The 17,506-nt window shown below is 41.6% G+C and carries 14 protein-coding genes and 1 pseudogene; 1 reads left to right on the forward strand and 14 read right to left on the reverse strand.

What is annotated here, in order from left to right; all coding sequences use genetic code 11:
• Window positions 1–15: 15 nt before the first annotated feature.
• From AC0L6R_RS16605 to AC0L6R_RS16670, 14 genes and pseudogenes are all read right to left on the reverse strand, one after another.
• Window positions 16–1,326 (reverse strand): sulfatase family protein, encoded by a 1,311-nt coding sequence (locus tag AC0L6R_RS16605; RefSeq protein ID WP_473272195.1) that lies wholly within the window; start codon window positions 1,324–1,326, stop codon window positions 16–18.
• On the reverse strand, window positions 1,319–1,726 hold the full coding sequence (locus AC0L6R_RS16610; protein WP_473272196.1) for a TetR/AcrR family transcriptional regulator: 408 nt from the start codon (window positions 1,724–1,726) through the stop codon (window positions 1,319–1,321). Before AC0L6R_RS16610 ends, AC0L6R_RS16605 begins: the two co-directional genes overlap by 8 nt.
• Window positions 1,707–1,982, reverse strand: a complete 276-nt coding sequence (locus AC0L6R_RS16615; protein WP_473272197.1) for a TetR/AcrR family transcriptional regulator — start codon at window positions 1,980–1,982, stop codon at window positions 1,707–1,709. The genes AC0L6R_RS16610 and AC0L6R_RS16615 overlap by 20 nt, the downstream gene beginning before the upstream one ends.
• 265 nt (window positions 1,983–2,247) lie before the next feature.
• A complete protein-coding gene (locus AC0L6R_RS16620) occupies window positions 2,248–3,819 on the reverse strand; it encodes a RagB/SusD family nutrient uptake outer membrane protein (RefSeq protein ID WP_473272198.1) in 1,572 nt (523 codons plus the stop codon).
• Window positions 3,820–3,832: 13 nt separating this feature from the next.
• Window positions 3,833–6,592 (reverse strand): annotated as a pseudogene (locus AC0L6R_RS16625) (SusC/RagA family TonB-linked outer membrane protein); the annotation flags it as partial.
• A gap of 19 nt (window positions 6,593–6,611) precedes the next feature.
• The gene (locus AC0L6R_RS16630; protein ID WP_473272199.1) at window positions 6,612–7,139 is read right to left on the reverse strand and encodes a carboxypeptidase-like regulatory domain-containing protein; all 528 of its coding nucleotides are present in this window, start codon (window positions 7,137–7,139) and stop codon (window positions 6,612–6,614) included.
• A gap of 275 nt (window positions 7,140–7,414) precedes the next feature.
• Entirely contained in the window at window positions 7,415–7,588 is a 174-nt protein-coding gene (locus AC0L6R_RS16635) for a hypothetical protein (RefSeq protein ID WP_473272200.1), read from the reverse strand.
• Window positions 7,589–7,663: 75 nt separating this feature from the next.
• Window positions 7,664–8,740 (reverse strand): glycoside hydrolase family protein, encoded by a 1,077-nt coding sequence (locus tag AC0L6R_RS16640; RefSeq protein WP_473272201.1) that lies wholly within the window; start codon window positions 8,738–8,740, stop codon window positions 7,664–7,666.
• Window positions 8,724–9,524 carry an enolase C-terminal domain-like protein gene (locus AC0L6R_RS16645; RefSeq protein WP_473272202.1) on the reverse strand — a complete coding sequence of 267 codons (801 nt, stop codon included), beginning with the start codon at window positions 9,522–9,524 and terminating at the stop codon, window positions 8,724–8,726. The genes AC0L6R_RS16640 and AC0L6R_RS16645 overlap by 17 nt, the downstream gene beginning before the upstream one ends.
• Window positions 9,457–10,050, reverse strand: coding sequence for an enolase-like domain-containing protein (locus tag AC0L6R_RS16650; protein WP_473272203.1), 594 nt, complete (start codon window positions 10,048–10,050; stop codon window positions 9,457–9,459). The genes AC0L6R_RS16645 and AC0L6R_RS16650 overlap by 68 nt, the downstream gene beginning before the upstream one ends.
• A gap of 52 nt (window positions 10,051–10,102) precedes the next feature.
• Entirely contained in the window at window positions 10,103–11,323 is a 1,221-nt protein-coding gene (locus AC0L6R_RS16655) for a glycoside hydrolase family protein (RefSeq protein ID WP_473272204.1), read from the reverse strand.
• Complete coding sequence (locus AC0L6R_RS16660) at window positions 11,320–12,765, reverse strand: sulfatase (RefSeq protein WP_473272205.1); 1,446 nt, start codon at window positions 12,763–12,765, stop codon at window positions 11,320–11,322. The genes AC0L6R_RS16655 and AC0L6R_RS16660 overlap by 4 nt, the downstream gene beginning before the upstream one ends.
• A 5-nt stretch (window positions 12,766–12,770) precedes the next feature.
• Window positions 12,771–13,844, reverse strand: coding sequence for a Gfo/Idh/MocA family protein (locus AC0L6R_RS16665; RefSeq protein WP_473272206.1), 1,074 nt, complete (start codon window positions 13,842–13,844; stop codon window positions 12,771–12,773).
• Window positions 13,845–13,851: 7 nt separating this feature from the next.
• Window positions 13,852–15,450 carry a sodium:solute symporter family transporter gene (locus tag AC0L6R_RS16670; RefSeq protein ID WP_473272207.1) on the reverse strand — a complete coding sequence of 533 codons (1,599 nt, stop codon included), beginning with the start codon at window positions 15,448–15,450 and terminating at the stop codon, window positions 13,852–13,854.
• Window positions 15,451–15,785: 335 nt separating this feature from the next.
• Between AC0L6R_RS16670 and AC0L6R_RS16675 the strand changes: the two genes are divergently transcribed.
• On the forward strand, window positions 15,786–17,414 hold the full coding sequence (locus AC0L6R_RS16675) for a sulfatase family protein (RefSeq protein WP_473272208.1): 1,629 nt from the start codon (window positions 15,786–15,788) through the stop codon (window positions 17,412–17,414).
• Window positions 17,415–17,506 lie beyond the last annotated feature (92 nt).

The following is a 17,506-nucleotide window of genomic DNA, read 5'->3' on the forward strand; positions in this document are numbered from 1 at the left end:
GTGATTAACTCTTCCTTAGTTCCGGAATACTCCTTGTTTTTCTGCCAGATTATTCAATTCTAAGGGGTCATTTTTCAAGTTGAAAAGCTGGAAATAATCACGCTCAGGATAGCGAATTAACTTCCATTCTGCTGTTCTGACTGCACGCACTGTATATCGGTAAGCAGTAAATAAGCTATTTCTAACTTCCTTTTCTTTTCCTTTTAAGATGGGAGTCAAGCTTTTTCCATCCACTTGATTTGGTTTAGGTAAGCCAGCCAATTCTGAAAGGGTAGGGTACAAGTCGTAGAGATAGACCATCGCGTCGAAAGTCTCGTTTTTCGGAACGTCAGGGCCTTTGATGATCATCGGTACGTTGGTGCTATGCTCGTACAGGCTTTGCTTTCCTAGCAATCCATGACTTCCCGCTGCCAAACCATTATCAGCTGCGTAAACGATGATGGTGTTATCGTAAAGGTTATTATCCTTTAAGGTTTGGATGATTTTGCCAATCTGGCTATCCAAGTGAGTTACCAAAGCATAATAGTCTGAAAGTATCATCTGGATCACTTCCGGCTTTCTTGGCCAGTCCGTTAGCAATTCATCACGCACCATTAAATTATCAAACTCGAAGGGATGATATGGTTTGTAATTTCCTGGAAGGGGCAAAGAACCATCTGGATAGTGAGAAATGTAGCCTGCCTCCGGAGAGTAAGGGTCATGTGGTGCTGTGAATGCTACGTAAGCAAAGAATGGTTTGTCAGAACCTGCCTTCGCATGAGAATTAATGAAATCAATAGCACCTTGAGCAAATACTTCGGTGGAATATCCTTTTTGGGTTGGCTCACCTAGTTTTCCGTTTTCGTCGTAATCACGCAGCGCTACACTGTAGTGATCAGCCATTCCACCTAGGTAGACATTTTTTGCCTGCTGAAAACTAGCTTCGAATGCGGTCTTCTCATTATGCCATTTGCCAGTGCCGAATGTAGAATATCCTGCCTGTGCAAAGTCCATAGGCATGGTTCGTTCACCTTGGAGCTTGTCATAGACATGAAACAAGCTTTTTCCACTTAAAAGCATAGCTCGGCTTGCTGCGCAGACAGCTCCATGATTTCCGCCCATTACATAGGCATTGGCAAATCGGCTACCTTCACTAGCCAACTGATCCAGATTTGGTGTTTGGATGTAAGGATTTCCAGATACCCCTAATGCATCGGCTCGCTGATCATCAGCAAAAAGAAAGAGGACGTTGGGTTTACTTTGTGATGTCTGGGCTAGGTTTTCTTGTGTTGAAATAAGGGATAAAAGCGCTATTCCTAGACAGAAAACTGTGGTTTTACTATTCATTATTTGATTCTATCTGTGTATAGCCGTATTTGGCTATGACTTTTTCTTTTTCTTCTTTGCCTTTTTCAGTCAGGTAGGGATTGATTATTGCCCAGATACTTTTGACCATTTCTCCCTTTTCAGTAAAGTTGTAGGTAATTAATACCTCGCGTTGTGATAGCCAAAAGGAAATAACCATACGGATAATATGTTGTATTCTTTCAGCTTCCTCAGCGTAATTACTTGCGATAAAGTTCTCTTCAATTAGCCTTTCGAAAAGAAGTTCAGTTTGTGATTTTCTGAGTTCTAAGGTACTTTGTATCAATTTGCTTACCTCTGGGAATGAGCGGGTGATTTCCAGGACGTCTAGGTTGAAAAATCTATATCTGTACTGGAACTCTTCAAACTGGATCAATAGCAAAATGGAAGTTTTCTATTGAGGAAATGATAGTGTTTTGATTTTCATAAATTCCACTCATTTCTTCCCTCATTTTCTCATGGATTGCCAATATCAAATCCTCTTTGGTTTTATAGTGGTAATCTAAATTGCCATGGCTAATGCCTATTTCTCCAGCAATATGCCGACTAGTCACGCCTTGGACGCCTACTTCGTTGTATTGCTTGATGGCAGTTAGTAAGATTTTATCCTTTGTTTTGATCTTTTTAGATTTTTCCATTTCGATTTATTGATACTTAAAAAAAGATGGGCATTCAAGATAATCTGAAATAATAAAAAAGGAGATTATAAATCCCCTTTTTTACTTTTATAAACCCAAATTAAACCTATGAAGTTTTTTTATTCCCAGCCTGGATTCTGTACGAGGTTAGGATTCAACACTAATTCATCAGAAGGAATTGAGGTGAGGTAATCCTGATCAGGTCTGAATCCATATCCATTTGGCAACTGGTTCTTGAAATAGTCTGTCTGACCATTTGCATCGATCAGAGGAGTGAAGCCAGGGAATTCTGCAGGATCAAAAGGGTAACCCTTTGGTCTTTTCCAATTACCAGATTATGAGCAGCCCATCTTCTAAAGTCATCAGGTCTCTGACCTTCCAGTGCTAGCTCCACTCTTCTTTCGTTTCTAATGGCATAAAGTGCATCGTCAATTGAATAGCCATAGTCGAGCAAATTGGCTCCATACTCAGACTGAGGAATTACTTCAAACGCTGGCATGCCTACTCGATCACGCAGTAAATTGAGAGCTTCGAATGCGATGGTACCATCTAATTCGTATTTAGCTTCTGCATAATTTAGTAGCACTTCTCCGTATCGGAAGTATATTCTTCCTGTTTGACTTAATCCTCCAAAATCTGCACCTGCTGCCGAAGAATAAGGGTTTGAGAATTTTTTCACTTGAAATCCGGTTGAACAAAGTTCCTCGGATCCGCCAGTCAAGAAAGGTTTATCAAATACCTGTCCTGAGCTAGCTACTCTTAAATCCCCTGGGATCCAGATTGTGGATTGTAATCTCGGATCAGTTTCTTCTGCAATTTTCTTAAGAAATTCATTTCCCTTTGCAGTTTGAGTGAGAGCCTCATAGTTATAAGGTTTGCCATCCTTGCCGAGGTAAGAACTGATCAAAGACCATGTCAAAGACATATCCCTTGTGCGTCTGGTCGTATAAAACTGCAGTTCATGACCTAGTTGCTCTGATGTGCTGGCAATTCGGTAAAAAAGAACTTCGTTTATATCAGACATGTTGTCCTTTCCGAATAAATCGTAATAATCTGACTCTGGATTTCCTGTGGAATATACGCCTACAGTATAGCTACCATTCATAAGTTTTTCTGCTGCAATGACAGCCTCCTGAAAGTACTTGTTAGGATCGGCGCCGCTAGTACCGAATTCAGTACCTGCATGGTATTTTTGCCAAGAGCCTTCATAAAGAGCCACCTGCGTTTTAAATGCAAGAGCAGTTTCTTTATTCAGTCTGGCATTACCTACGCTGGCTCTGGATCCAAGATGTTGGAATGCAAAATCCAGCTCAGATAATATAAAATCAGCAACCTCAGTTCTTGGGTCTTGTGATTTAAAAAGCCCTTCATCACCTGGGAGTAACTGACTCGTATAAATCGGCACATCTCCATATACCTGTAGCTTCTCGTAGTAGAACCAAGCTCTGAAGAAATGAGCTTCTCCTAGAAATTGCGCATATGAACTCAGATCGTCCTGCACATTTTCTAGATTGTCAAATAAAATATTAATACTTCTAATGTCATCCCATTCTCCTGTCCATTGTCCATTTCTAGGAGCGCGTGAACCTTGAATCACTGCATTAGGGACTGCTACGATCAGATTGTCTGAGCTAGTTTCTGATAAAGGGAGATTTGCAGAACCATGGGTAGGAAGTCCTGCGTAGTACTTCTTTACATAGTTTTCTATGTCATTTGCAGTTTTGAAATAGTCTTCAACCGCGATTTGATCTTCAGGCGCATTGTCTATAAAGGATTCGCATCCAAAAGTTCCGGCCAGAACAATCAAGAGTCCAAATATTGATATTGATTTTTTCATTGTCATCGTCATTTTAATAGGATACTTGTACACCTACAGATATCATTCTATCCGCTCCATAGGTTTTTCCAGCTCCCCATGAACTTCCGGTAGCTACTGGATCTATACCTACTGGTATTTTGGAGAAAGTCAATAGATTCTCTCCTGTTACATACATTCTGAAATTGCTCAGGCGCATTTTGTTCAACACCGGGTCTGGAAGTGTATATCCTACCTGCAAGTTTTGCAATCTCAAGTAGGCTCCACTTTGAAGGTATCTTGTACTGGTCAATCTGTTTTTATTGTTTTGACCATCATTAATATAAGGTCTTGGGAAATAGGCGTCTAAATTGATATTAGCATCACCTTCATATAGTCCTGTATACATATCCCCGGGAGTGTCTCTGAAATAATCCAAATGTTCTGGAAATAAGGAGGACTGATTACCTGATCTGAAGCCCCAGAAAATATTGTCTCCAGAGCCAAATGCAATGTCTCTCTTTCCTACTCCTCTCCAGATCATAGAAAGGTCAAATCCTTTGAAGGAGGCATTGAGATTTAGACCATACTGCCATCTTGGAGTACTGTTTCCAATTATGCTTAAATCACCAGGGTTTTTCAGGGTATTAGTTCCATTGTCAACTTTTCCATCTCCATTAATATCTAAATACTTTACGTCACCTGGATTCCAGCTAAGGCCTGTCAAATCAGATAAGTCTACTTGTGAAGTGTAAGAATCTACATCTTCTTGGCTTGCATATAATTTATTGGCAGTGTAACCCCAGATTTCACCTTGCTCTCTACCTTCATACCAGGTAGAAAGTACGCCGTTAGGATTAAGATACTCTGTTACAAATGTGCGGCTGTCAAAAATGTTGAAGCCTACATTGAAAGTAAGTCCATTAGAAAGCGTTTGACCGTAGTTAATGGTTGTTTCCCATCCTCTTGTTCTTAGCGTGGCATTGTTAGACTGCGGTACTGTAGCACCCAATACTCCTGGCGCAGGATCCACGGGGCCGATCATATCAAAAGTTGTTCTTTCAAACCAGTCGAATACAAACTTCAAACGATTATCCAAGAAGCTCATATCAGCACCGATGTCTATAGATCTTGCAGTTTCCCAAGTGAGGTCTGGACTAATCAATGAAGGTGTGCCAGCAAATCCGATTGGTCTTGTTCCGCCCTGAGAGAAGATCCAGTTTACTGCATTGCCAGATAGCGGAATAAGTTGCAAATCCTGATAAGGATCTACATTTTGATTCCCCAATTCACCCCACGAACCACGGATTTTAAACGTGTTTACCGTCTGGCTGATTGGCTGCCAGAAAGATTCCTTATCAATATTCCACCCTGCTGAGAAGGATGGGAAAAAGCCCCACCTGTTTCCTTCTCTGAATCTTGAGCTACCGTCATATCGTGCATTTACTTCAATCAGGTATTTCTCATCAAAGTTGTAATTGAATCTTCCAAAATAACCCTGAGTACTTACTGTTAAAAGGTTTTCATTCATTTGAATTTCCCCATCAGCGGTGTTCAAAGATGGGACGTTAGGTACCAATAGGTTGGTTCTATATCCAGATAAATTCCTGTTTTGAGTCTTTTCAAATTGGGTTCCAACCATAGCTTTGAAATTATGGACTTCATTCAGCTGGAATTCGTAAGAAGTGTAAATGTTACTAGTCCAATACAAATTACTATAATGAGTTCTTCTAGTATTGCTTGGTACTGTGTTTCCACTTGGTGTGACTGTTCCGTCCACTAAATGGTCATATACGGTAAGTTCATTACTTCTATAAAAAATATCAGTGTTTTTCATGGCAAAATCTCCATGAATAGTCCATCCTTCTGTAGGTCTCAGGTCGGTTGCAAAGGTGTGCCAGTTTTCGGTGGTCTCAGTGATATCTGTACCAGCATCGTTTACCCAAGGGATTTTGGATTGGATCATGATATTTCCAAAGCCATCGTACATAGCATTAGTAGGCATGGTTCTGGCGATTTGATGGAAAATCAGATCATAGCTACCCTGTCTGTCCATATTAGGGATTTCCCTGATCTGCTTGGAAAAACGTGGCTGGTAGGTAAAATCCCATTTATCTGTAATGGAAGTTGTAATCTTACCCATGATATTATAGCGATCAAAAGTATCTGTGCCATAGTTTAAGACACCTGATTGACCATATAAACCTGCAGAGAAGTAATATGAAGTTTTTTCAGACCCACCTGAAAGGCTGAGGTCATGCTTTTGAATCATTCCCTTACCGAAATATTCATCAAACCAATCCCTGTTAGCATTACCAAATTGGTTGAAACCCCATTGATTTACGTTGTTGGGGTTAGGCGTTGTTTCAAAGAAAGTAGCATCGGCAGGGAAGTTGGCATTTGATCTTAGGAAGTCAAAGTCACCGTTCTGGAAAGCAAGAATATTGTCAATTGTTCTGTTTGGGAAAAATCTTCCGCCAGCCCCAAATACACCCGCCTCATTAATTACCTTGGCGTGATCATAAGAGTTTAGCATGGATGGTAGATTTTGAGGAGAAGCTACCCCTACACTTCCCGAATAGCTTGCTTTCAGTTTACCTCTTCCTGATTTTGTAGTAATTACGATAACACCATATGGTGCTCGTGCTCCAAAGATTGCAGATGCTGCAGCGTCTTTCAATACTGAAATAGATTCTATGTCATTTGGGTTCAAGCGATCCATGTCTCCAGGAATCCCATCAATAACTACATAGGGAGAGCCACCATTAAGGGATCCCATACCTCGGATCTGAATATTCATTTCAGCCCCTGGCTGAAACCCATTGTTCCCAACACTAAAAGTTCACACCAGGTGAGGTTCCTTGAAGCAATTGTGATACTGAAGGAGAAGGACGGTCTGCTAACACTTTTCCTTCAACTACATCTACAGCTCCAGTGAGGTTGGTGACTTTCTGTGTGCCATAGCCAACTACCACCACCTCATTTAAAGATGAAATATCCTCCTCCATGACCAAATCAATTATGGTCCTGCTACCTACAGTGATTTCTTGGGATTGATAACCAATGTAGCTGAAAGCTAAAACTGTGCTTTCTCCAGGGACAGTGATGGAATATCTGCCTTCCGAATCCGTTACAGTACCAGCTGTGGTACCTTTTACTAGAATTGTCAATCCTGGCAATGGAAGGCCTTCTGAATCGACTACAGTGCCTTTTACGGCAATAGGAGACGTTTGGGCCATACTTGATCCTGAACTTGACAGGAAAAAGAGTAGAAGGCAGATGCAACCAAGAATACCAAAATTTACTTTGGTTTCAGGCCACATTCTGATACTACTCAGATTTTTTGTAGTAGAATTTTTCATACGCACAAAGTGGTTTGTATTGGATAGAAATGTTGTAGACAGCTATCTAGGAAGGGAATTGAATAAAGCTATTTCTAGATAGCTGCGGGTAAGTTAAGTAAAAATAGTGCAGATGTCCTAGTAGTTTTTGAAAAAAATAGGGCTTTAGGTCTAAAAAAGTGTAAAATATTGATTTACTGCTCAAGCAGTGCGGATTATTCTGGGGAATTGGTAGGACGAAAAATAGAATATGGGCATGGACTCCTTACTTTTCAATAGTAAAGGAGTTTTCCCTTTTAAGGGAATATATATATCTGCTTTTGGTTGAATATGGTGTCAAAAGCAAAAAAGCATAGGTTAGACTTAGGAATCGAGGCTACTTCAGCCTGTCCCGCCAGTGCGGGAGTCACCGATCTTCCGACTAGATAAGCAAAGAAGCTAAGGTGACTGGCATCTTTGCGGATAATCATATAGGTGTATTATACGATTTTAAAAAAGATGATATCATTGGACTAAGTCGAAAAAGACAAGGATTTCGGTTTTGCTTATTTATGTAGCGGGATAAAAACAATAAATGAATCATCGCCTTGTTTAGCGGCTAACCCTAAGGTGATCAGATTTCTACTTTCTTGATATACAAATGGTCGTTCTAGTCTATCGGGTTTGAGGATAGATCCGTCTTTCATCTTTATTTCTTTTGGCATGATTCGATACTCTGAAGCTTTTTGCCATTGGAGACCATCAGAAGAGCTGACCAAACCTATAAATCCATCAGACGCATGGAAGATCCCATAGTAAACTTCACGCTGCTCATCGTACCAAAGTGACATGTCTTCGGTGTCCAAATAATCAATTACCGGGTCAGGTTGAATCTCATAAGGTCCTTCAGGGTGATCGCTTATAGCTATAGCCTGATTTCTGATAAATTTTGTTTCATTTGGTTTATCACCTTTGACAATCATATAATATCTCCCATCCTTGCCTCGGGTCACCGCTGGATTCACGGTCAAAGTCGTGATAGGGCCTGAAGGTTCTATAAGGGGCACGGACTGTCTCACCCATGGACCAGAAAGCGAATTTGAAACAGCTACTCCGGTACGCTGATTTGATCTGAGAATATGCCTGTTTGGATCTTTCAAATCCTTCTGGCTAAAACTCTTTAAATCACTTTCTGAATAATCTAAGTTATCACCCAGATTCGTGGATATGTAGTAGAGGTAATACTTGCCCTCAAAGTATTTGATCTTGGGATTATGTGCAGTTATGGCGTCCCAATGCCCTTTTCCATTGCTCTTCAAAACTGTTTCCTTGTATTCCCAAGGACCTGTTGGGCTGCTCGACACAGCATGAGCTATCTCAGAGTAAACTAGCCAGCCCTTAAAACTGGTGGATTTTGGCCATCGGGAATAAAAGAGATGGTACATATCATCATTTCCTTTGACAATCGATCCGCCCCAATTGTAATAACCTTCCGTACGAAAGATATTTTCGGTATCCACTGGCAGAATGGATTTAGAAATTTGCAAATCATCTTGCGCGAAACAAATTGTCTGGAGCGACAGCCAACCTAAAATCCCTAGGGCATACCTTGCAAGGGCTACTTTTTTAAAAGAAATATTCATTTGAAGATTGTTTTAGAAACCTGTTGAGCAATTTTGGTAGTTGGCTACCGTGCTCCCTTAATAGGAGTATTCGTATTGTAAAAGATCCGCGCTCATTCCTGGCTTCCAGGGGAGTTAGGTACTTGCCATCCTTGACAATTGCCGGGGACTTAAAATACTCACGTAAATGAGGAATGTATTCCAAAAGCAAAGCAGGATGTCCCAAAGTAATATGATTAAATAAGACCAAATGCTGGTGAATCTGTCCCATATCTCCCACGTGTGGGACTACCGGTATATTGTATTTGCGGGAAAGTAAACTGATCAAAATGAACTCAGAAACTCCACCTACCCGTACAGCATCTACCTGATTGAATGACATGCATCCGGATTGAATGAAGTTTTTGAATATCACCTTGTTCGGAACATGCTCGCCCAGCGCAAGGGGGACATCGACAGCTTTAGCCAAAGCCATATGAGCAAATACATCATCTGGATGCGTAGGTTCTTCTATCCAAAACGGATTGAGTTCTTTTAATTTGGAGCAAATGTCAATTGCTTGAGGTAAAGTCCATTGCTGATTTGCATCAAACATAATGGTGGCCTGATCTCCAGCTACTTTTCTCACCAATTCGGCTCTGCGGATATCATGAGCTGCATTTTGAGCTCCTACTTTTAGTTTCATTGCAGCGAACCCATTATCCATAGCAGCTTCCACATTTTGGATGATTTTTTCGTCAGAATAATTGAACCAGCCAATCGAAGTATCGGTCGCCAGGGTAACCAGTTTTGATGATGTTTTCACGTGCTGTAATTCCAGCTTTCTGATTTTTGATCAACTCAATGGCCTCATGCTTTGGTAGAATGTCCTCATAGTAAGAGAAATCCAAAGTATTCACCAATTGCTCAGGACTTAAATCAGTAAGTAATTTCCACAAGGGGACTCCTTCTGCTTTTGCCCAAAGATCATAGCAAGCATTCACAATCGCTGCCAATGCCAATTGAACCACCCCCTTATGCGGGCCTAACCATCGGAAGTTTGGGTCATCTGCCATTTTTTTATAGGTGGTACCAAAGTCGGACATCAGTTCATAGATCTCTTTACCTTCTATGTGTTTGACTAGGTATTCTATCGCGTCGCAAACAATTTTATTTCCAGATCCTAAAGTGAAGGCAAGACCTACTCCTTCCAACTCAGTATCAGTGGCCAGCTTACAGACTGCATAGGCATAAACGGGACTAGTATGTACAGCATCAGATCCCGCGCCGTCCTTTAAGTCAAAGCGCATGTCACTCGAAAGGCCTTTTTTAATTACAATAGATTTTCTCATTCTTAAAATGGTTTTGCTGATTTTAATACAGCATAGGTTGATTGCATAGGTTTTAGTTTGCAGGCGTCACTGCTAGAGGTATTTGTATGTTAAATGAACTTCCGTCCTTTTTGTCGTTCACATTCTCCACAGCGGCTGCGCAATAGAGGTAAAGCGGAATACCATCATCACTAAGTAGTAGCTGAGGTCGCTCCAGACGATCTAAATGAAGGATTTCTCCATTTTCAAGAGTAACCTCCCGTTTCATAAAAAGAGGCTTGCTCGTGATTTCCCATTTGATGCCATCCTCAGATTTTAGGATCGCCAGAACTTTCTTTTCGCTTCTAGCCACAGTGCCAGTAAAGTCTTTGACCACTGCAAAAAAGCAGTCGTATTTAGTAGAGAACCAGACGTAAGGATCTTCTGTGCTGGCAATTTTCCCGTCTGGCATACGTACATCGAAGATGAATTCATCCCTTGCCGTGAATGGCCCCATAGGAGTTGGCCCTGTAGCTACTCCATGAACACCCTTCCAGAATGGTTCGTAGATGTTTCCTTTGAAGAAAAGCATGTATTCCTTTGTCTTCGGGTTGTAATCCACGGAGGGATTCACCACAATCAGGTTATCTGGCTTAGCTACGGTTCCTTCAGGAGAAGGATTGACTACTTGGTTAGGCTTGACACGTGTCCGTGGACTTAATAGCGGCTCTGTAGGCCGAGTGAATTTCCCTGCTTCCAAATCTTCAAAGGAATCGAATTTGATCACACCAAGTTTTTGGCTTTGCTGGACTCGGTTTCTTTTGTCCACATTAGGAGCGACTTCCTCACCTGGATCTTTGCCGCCGATAAAGTATAAATAATAGCTTCCTTCGAATTCTTTTACATGAGGATTATGCACTCCCTGAGCATCCCAAGCGTCTGGCTTGCCATCGTAACGGGCTCCCTTAAGAATGATTTTTTGAAACTCAAAATCCCTGTCAGGATAGTCAGAGATAGCATGTCCAATCTTGCTTTCCAGGACCCAACTTTTATTAAACTGCTCTTTATCAGCCCCACTTTCCCAGAGAGCAAAGAGCATGTGGTATTTCCCATCTTTACCTTTTACTACGGAACCTCCCCAAACGAAATAATCCTTCAGTTTCAAGGTAGAAGGTCCGTCCAGAAATTGATTTTCTTCGCCTTGTTTCAGCACTGCCTGTACAGGCAAAGGCTTCACTTGAAACTGTGCAGTAGCAATTCCTGAAATGGAAATCAGAAAGCAGGCTAAAGCTATTTTCTTCAATGCAGTTTTCATTTCGAAGCTTGATAATTTATACCCAAATCATTGTCTCTTACCTCAGCCAATTTTTTCTTTAGGATTGCCTGCAATTCATCTAGAGTTGCTTTGTGCGCTGGATCATGGGCAAGATTTGTAAATTGCTGGGGATCATTTTCCATATCAAAAAGCTCCATTCCTGCTGAGGCATCCTCATTGTACTGTATATAAGCCCACTTATCTGTGCGAATTAGAAAGGACTTGCCTCCCTGCGTGACAGAGAAAGCATAATCCCGCACTTTTTTCTTAGGATTGTGTAGAACCGGAACCAGACTTTTCCCCTGAATAGCCGCTGGATATTCCAATCCTGCCAAGTCAGCCAATGTAGGGTAGAGGTCCAGTAGCTCGGTGAAAGAGTTTACTACAGCCGGTTTTTTGCCAGGCACCTTGATCATCATCGGCACGAGAACAGACTCTTCGTGCAAACTCACTTTCATCCAGAACTCGTGCTCATCCAGGTGAAAACCATGATCCGAGGTGAAAATCACAATTGTATTGTCTTCCAATCCTTCTTCTTTCAGCGTCTTTAAGACCTTCCCAACTTGCGCATCCATATAGGAAACTGCTGCATAATACCCAGCAATTGCCTTTTGCTTCTGCACGTCATTCATCTCCGCATTGACACTGGTGACGTAGTTGATACCACGTTCAGGTATATCATCCCAATCATTCTCTACCTGCTCTGGTAGCTTAATTTCTTCATATGGAAATGGATCGAAATACTTTGCTGGAGCCACAAAAGGTACGTGAGGTCGAACCAATCCTACTGCTAGAAAGAAGGGCTTGTCTTTATGTTGGCGGATCAATTCGGATGCTTTTTCGGCTGTTTTACCGTCAGAATGTACCAAGTCATCCCCGTCAGCTTGGACTATAGTCATCACATTTCCACCTTTTCGCTCTATGCTGCCATCAGGGTTGTTTTGCACCAGTTCTGCTTTACCTGCAGCCGTCCATTCAGGACCTTGGGAGTTAAATTTCTCAGTCCAGGAAGCAGGATCATCTGTTCCATCTGACCCTTTTTCTATATCGATCGGCACGCCCATATGATAGATTTTGCTCACTCGGGCTGTGTAGTAGCCATTTTGCTTAAAAAGCTCAGCCAAAGAAGGTCGGTCAGGACCTACATTTTCCCTACCGCTTACGTAGCCATAGGTTTGCGTAGCATTGGGATAATAGCTAAACATAAATGAAGCACGGGATGGTCCGCAAACTGGATATTGTGTGTACGCGCGGGTAAATAGTGTGCTCTCCTTCGCCAACTGATCGATGACTGGGGTTTTTGGTGCCGGATTTCCGTATGCTCCTAGGGCTGTCGTAGTCAGATCATCAGAGATGATAAACAACACATTTGGCTTGTTCTTTTCTTGGGAAAAAGCTGTAAGTGATAGTAGACAACAGGTGATGTAAAGTAGTTTTTTCATGAGGATCAACTTATTCTTCCGAATGGTGTACCACCTGATTCGGATGCTTTGTAAACTGTTTCGACGAGTTTCATGGTCTGAAGAGTGTCTGCTGTACTGTTTGGTAAATAAGTTCCAGGATTTTCGCAGGTTACCTGCAAGGCCGCCATCGAGCCGATGAATGCATGAGGAAACCAGCCACCCTTCAGCGGAATTTCCTGCCAGCCTTTAGGATCATCTAATAGACAGTACTCCATCTTTGGAGCCTGACCTTTGGGATAGTCCAGAGATAGCCCAATCGTTATTTTGATTGCGCCTTTTGTTCCTTCTATTTTGAAGTAGGAATCTTGGTTTTTTAGACCAAACTCATGTCCATGATTTGTTAGAATTCTGGCTTGGGTGAATTCATCGTAATCCAAAATGATGGAGCTTCGTGTATCTGCCAATTCTGTCATTTTGGGATGACGGATGATGCTGGCATGTACCCGCGAGGGATTTCCAATAAATGAGCGAATCAAATCCAAGTAGTGAACGCTGTGGTAGAGCACTTCCATTCTTGGTTTTTCTTTCAGAAATCCCCAAAGATGCCAAGGAGTAAAGACGCATACTTTCAGTTTCAGGTCATATATTTCCCCAAGTAATCCCTGCTTAATCATATCCTTGGCAGCTAGCATATAGGGAGCAAACTTCAATTGGAAATTCACTGCTGCGATCAGCTTCTTTTTGAGACATAGCTCATGGATTTCAGATGCTTCAGCCAGTGTTTCGCCCATTGGCTTTTGGATCAACACTGCAGTGCCATTAGGCAACTGCTCAAGAATCTGGATAATCTGATCTGCTGGGACGGCAAGGTCGATTATCGCGTTTTGCTCAGCGGCGGCTTTAATCAATTCCGATAAATCAGAAAATGTCTGAGATACAACTGGAAACTCAGCTTTTGCAGTCTCACTTTTCGCTTTATCCAAATCATAAACTCCCATGACATTCCATCCAGCCAAGGTATAAGCAGGTAAGTGAGCATTTGTCACTATCCCACCTGCACCTATAATTGCAACAGGGCGAGGGTTCTGAGGAAGTATAGGAGACTGATTTAAATTCATATTTGCTTTAATAGAAAATCATGTAAATGGTTAGCATTATGGCTACAAGGAGGGCACTCAACACTTTTGTTTTGGTAGAGGACGATTCTATGCTGAGATAGAAATCTCCGGTAACGGAACTCGCTTGTTTATCAGTAAATGAAGTGGCCCAGTAAATCAAACTGGAGATCAGAAAGAAAATATAGGTTTGCCTAAGCCAATTGATACCAAGTCCCTCACTGCTGGAAATGTAATTTTCTGCTCCTCCGATCGGAATATACTTTTCTATCATGAAAATCACTCCGGCAAATAAACTCCCACCAAGTAAGGTGACAAATGCAGCAGTTGAAGTTCCTTTTGGAGACAAAATTCCAAATAAGAAAACCGCAACTATAGATGGAGCGAAGATGGAAAACATCTGATTGATGAGTTCGAAAATGGCGCCAAGGTTGCCTAAGAATGGAGACCACGCCACAGCCAGCACTAAAACCACTATTGCCGAAATTCGTCCAATTCTGATCTTCATGCTATCCGATAGATTTGGGTTGATTCTTCCAAAAACATCATATACTAAAAGCGTGGAGCAGCTATTCAATGCCGCTGCCACAGAACTCATCACTGCTGCGAGTAAAGCTGCCACCATCAATCCTTTTAGCCCGATAGGCATTAGATTCATAATCATAATCGGAAGCACAGATTTAGTGTCGCTACCAATTTCATCCTTGAATAAAGCAAAGGCAAGAATCCCCGGAATTACCATGATAAAGACTGGCAGGATCTTCAGAAAGCCTGCGAAAATGGCTCCGAGTTTTGCCTGATTTTCTGATTTGGCTCCAAGGACACGCTGTACGATCGTCTGATCTGTACACCAATACCATATACCCAAAATCAAATGCCCGAAAAGCATATCCAGAAAAGTGAAGCCTTTCGCTTCCGAATCAAAAGCCACTGCATGGAGACGATCGGCTGAAACAGCATTTTTTAATTCCGAATAGCTAGTAATTCCTACATCTGGAAGTGCAAAAATTGCAAGTAAAGTCACCGTTAGCGAACCTAAAATCAGGATCACTGTCTGAATAGTTTCGGTGACTACGACTGAAGTAAGCCCACCGATAATGGTATATATCCCGGTTGCAAGGGCAATAATTACAATGGAGCTGAGGATGTTAATTCCGAATATTTGCTCGAAAACTACCGCCCCTGCATAGAAGCTGACACCAATATGCATAAATAGAGCCGCCAGTATGCTGAATATTGCAAGAATGATCCGGGAACGCTGATCGTATCGCTTTTCCAAAAACTCAGGAAGCGTGGTGATTTTCGTTCTTAGATAGAATGGTATAAATACAAAAGCGAGTATGAGCAGTTCAAATGCTGAGAACCATTCGAAGTTCCCCCAAACTATGCCGTCTATAAATCCTGATTCTGCTAAACCTACCAAATGAACGGTAGAAATATTAGAGGCAAAAAGTGAAGCGCCGATTACAGACCAGGTCAAAGATTTCCCCGCAAGAAAATAGCCTTTACTAGTTTTCCTCTTTTTGGAAGAAAACCATAGCCCAATGACAACTATTGCCAGCAGGTAAACAATTATTATTAGTAAGTCTAATGCGCTTATTGAGGTCATTGCATCGGGTTGTTGAATACCAAATATGGGGCATAAACAATTGCCTTTATTGGTAAATCGCTACTAACATAATTAAATTAGTGCTAGAGCCCTAGTTTATCTCTTAATTTTTTGTTCACTAATAGTATTAGGTTAATTTTCCGATAATATTACCAGCGCGTTAACAATGGAATGTTTGGTCTATCGAAGCGATGTAGATTTATTGAGTGCTTAATTTCTGTTTTGAATTCCAGCACTTAATACAGTACAAGCCATGGAATTTTGATAGATTTTCTTCTAAACTGCATGATTTGATCAAATAACTATAAATTCGAACTTCAATAAAAAAATACACTATGTCTGAGTCAAAACTCTATTTTCTTTTTTTAGTTGCGGCTTTTGCATTTAGCTGCAACGCTAAGGAGGAGCAAAAGCAACCCCAAAAGCCCAATATTATCTTTATCATGGCTGATGATCACGCTTATCAGGCCATTAGTGCCTATGGTGGAGGGTTGAATGAGACGCCAAACATAGATCGAATAGCAAAAGAAGGAGCGATTTTCACCAGAGCTACAGTAACAAATTCCATCTGCGCACCATCTAGGGCTGTTCTGCTCACAGGAAAGCATAGTTTCATGAATGGTAAAGTGGATAATATCCAGCCATTCAATTGGGATCAGGATAATTTCCCGAAACTGATGCAGGCCAATGGCTACACTACAGCACTAATTGGTAAGATCCACTTGGACGGACAGCCTCAGGGTTTTGATTATTCTATGGTTTTGCCTGGACAGGGTCACTATTACAATCCCGACTTTTTAATCAATGGGGAGAAAAAGCGAATAGAAGGCTACGTCACAGATATTACTACCGATTTGGCTTTGGACTGGTTGGAAAATGGACGAGATAAGGAAAAGCCTTTTGTAATGCTTTATCACCAAAAGGCTCCTCACAGAAATTGGAAGCCAGCGCCAGAGTACTTGACATTGTATGATGACAAGGAATTCACTCCTCCGGCTAATTTCTTTGATGAAGAGACAAACTATCAGGGAAGAGGAACAGCAGCTCGTGAGCAGGAAATGGAAATCGATGAGATTATGCGTTGGGGTCGTGATTTGATGCTGGAAGTAAATCCTAACGGTGATAGTACTGGTTTGGCAGGAGATTTAAAGCGATTCAATCCTGAGCAATTGAAGGCTTGGAGAGAAGCTTTTGATCCAAAGAATGCGGCTTTCCTAAAAGCTTACGGACAACTGGACGAGAAGACCTTGAGCATGGAGAAGAAACGTGAGATCGCGATCTGGAAGTACAATCGCTACATCAAAAATTACCTGCGTACAATCAAATCCGTGGATGATGGAGTAGGAGAGGTTTTGGATTATTTGGAAGCAAATGGTTTGGCAGAAAACACCATCGTAGTGTATACCTCTGATCAAGGATTTTACTTGGGAGAGCATGGCTGGTTTGACAAGCGATTTATGTACGAGGAATCTTTCCGTACTCCGCTTTTGGTAAAGTATCCAAAAGAAATCAAGCCAGGAACTACCATCAAAAACTTGGTTCAGAATCTTGATTTTGCGCCTACATTCCTTGATTATGCAGGTATTGAAGCTCCTAAAGAAATGCAGGGCGAGTCTTTCAGAAAGCTAGTCAGCGGAGAAAGTAGAGATTGGAGAGATGCAGTTTATTATACTTATTATGAATATCCTGCTGAACATAGCGTGAAGCGTCATAATGGCGTCGCCACCGATAGATACAAGCTGATTCACTTTTATTATGACATCGATGAGTGGGAACTTTACGATCTGGAAAAAGACCCTAGTGAAATGAATAATGTCTACGATAATCCTGAGTATGCTGAGGTGAGGGAAATGATGCACAAGAAATTTGAGGAGGTTCGCGAAAAGTATGGAGACAGCGATGCGAATGATAAGCGTTTCCTGGATGAGTATATAGAAGTTTATAACAAGAGGAATGGGAAGTAATTACCAGACAGAAGACGGGAGACAGCAGACGGGAGACCGAAGTAGCCTTGAGCTTAGCACCTTCTGAATCCTATGAGGTTTTTATCAAATAG

This window comes from Algoriphagus sp. 10J20-15 (genome assembly GCF_055809615.1).

Coding starts and splice junctions, on each gene's coding strand:
- AC0L6R_RS16605 (WP_473272195.1), bottom strand. CDS start 1,326: ATGAATAGTAAAACCACAGTTTTCTGTCTAGGAATAGCGCTTTTATCC.
- AC0L6R_RS16615 (WP_473272197.1), bottom strand. CDS start 1,982: ATGGAAAAATCTAAAAAGATCAAAACAAAGGATAAAATCTTACTAACT.
- AC0L6R_RS16620 (WP_473272198.1), bottom strand. CDS start 3,819: ATGAAAAAATCAATATCAATATTTGGACTCTTGATTGTTCTGGCCGGA.
- AC0L6R_RS16630 (WP_473272199.1), bottom strand. CDS start 7,139: ATGAAAAATTCTACTACAAAAAATCTGAGTAGTATCAGAATGTGGCCT.
- AC0L6R_RS16635 (WP_473272200.1), bottom strand. CDS start 7,588: ATGATTATCCGCAAAGATGCCAGTCACCTTAGCTTCTTTGCTTATCTA.
- AC0L6R_RS16640 (WP_473272201.1), bottom strand. CDS start 8,740: ATGAATATTTCTTTTAAAAAAGTAGCCCTTGCAAGGTATGCCCTAGGG.
- AC0L6R_RS16650 (WP_473272203.1), bottom strand. CDS start 10,050: ATGAGAAAATCTATTGTAATTAAAAAAGGCCTTTCGAGTGACATGCGC.
- AC0L6R_RS16655 (WP_473272204.1), bottom strand. CDS start 11,323: ATGAAAACTGCATTGAAGAAAATAGCTTTAGCCTGCTTTCTGATTTCC.
- AC0L6R_RS16660 (WP_473272205.1), bottom strand. CDS start 12,765: ATGAAAAAACTACTTTACATCACCTGTTGTCTACTATCACTTACAGCT.
- AC0L6R_RS16665 (WP_473272206.1), bottom strand. CDS start 13,844: ATGAATTTAAATCAGTCTCCTATACTTCCTCAGAACCCTCGCCCTGTT.
- AC0L6R_RS16670 (WP_473272207.1), bottom strand. CDS start 15,450: ATGACCTCAATAAGCGCATTAGACTTACTAATAATAATTGTTTACCTG.
- AC0L6R_RS16675 (WP_473272208.1), top strand. CDS start 15,786: ATGTCTGAGTCAAAACTCTATTTTCTTTTTTTAGTTGCGGCTTTTGCA.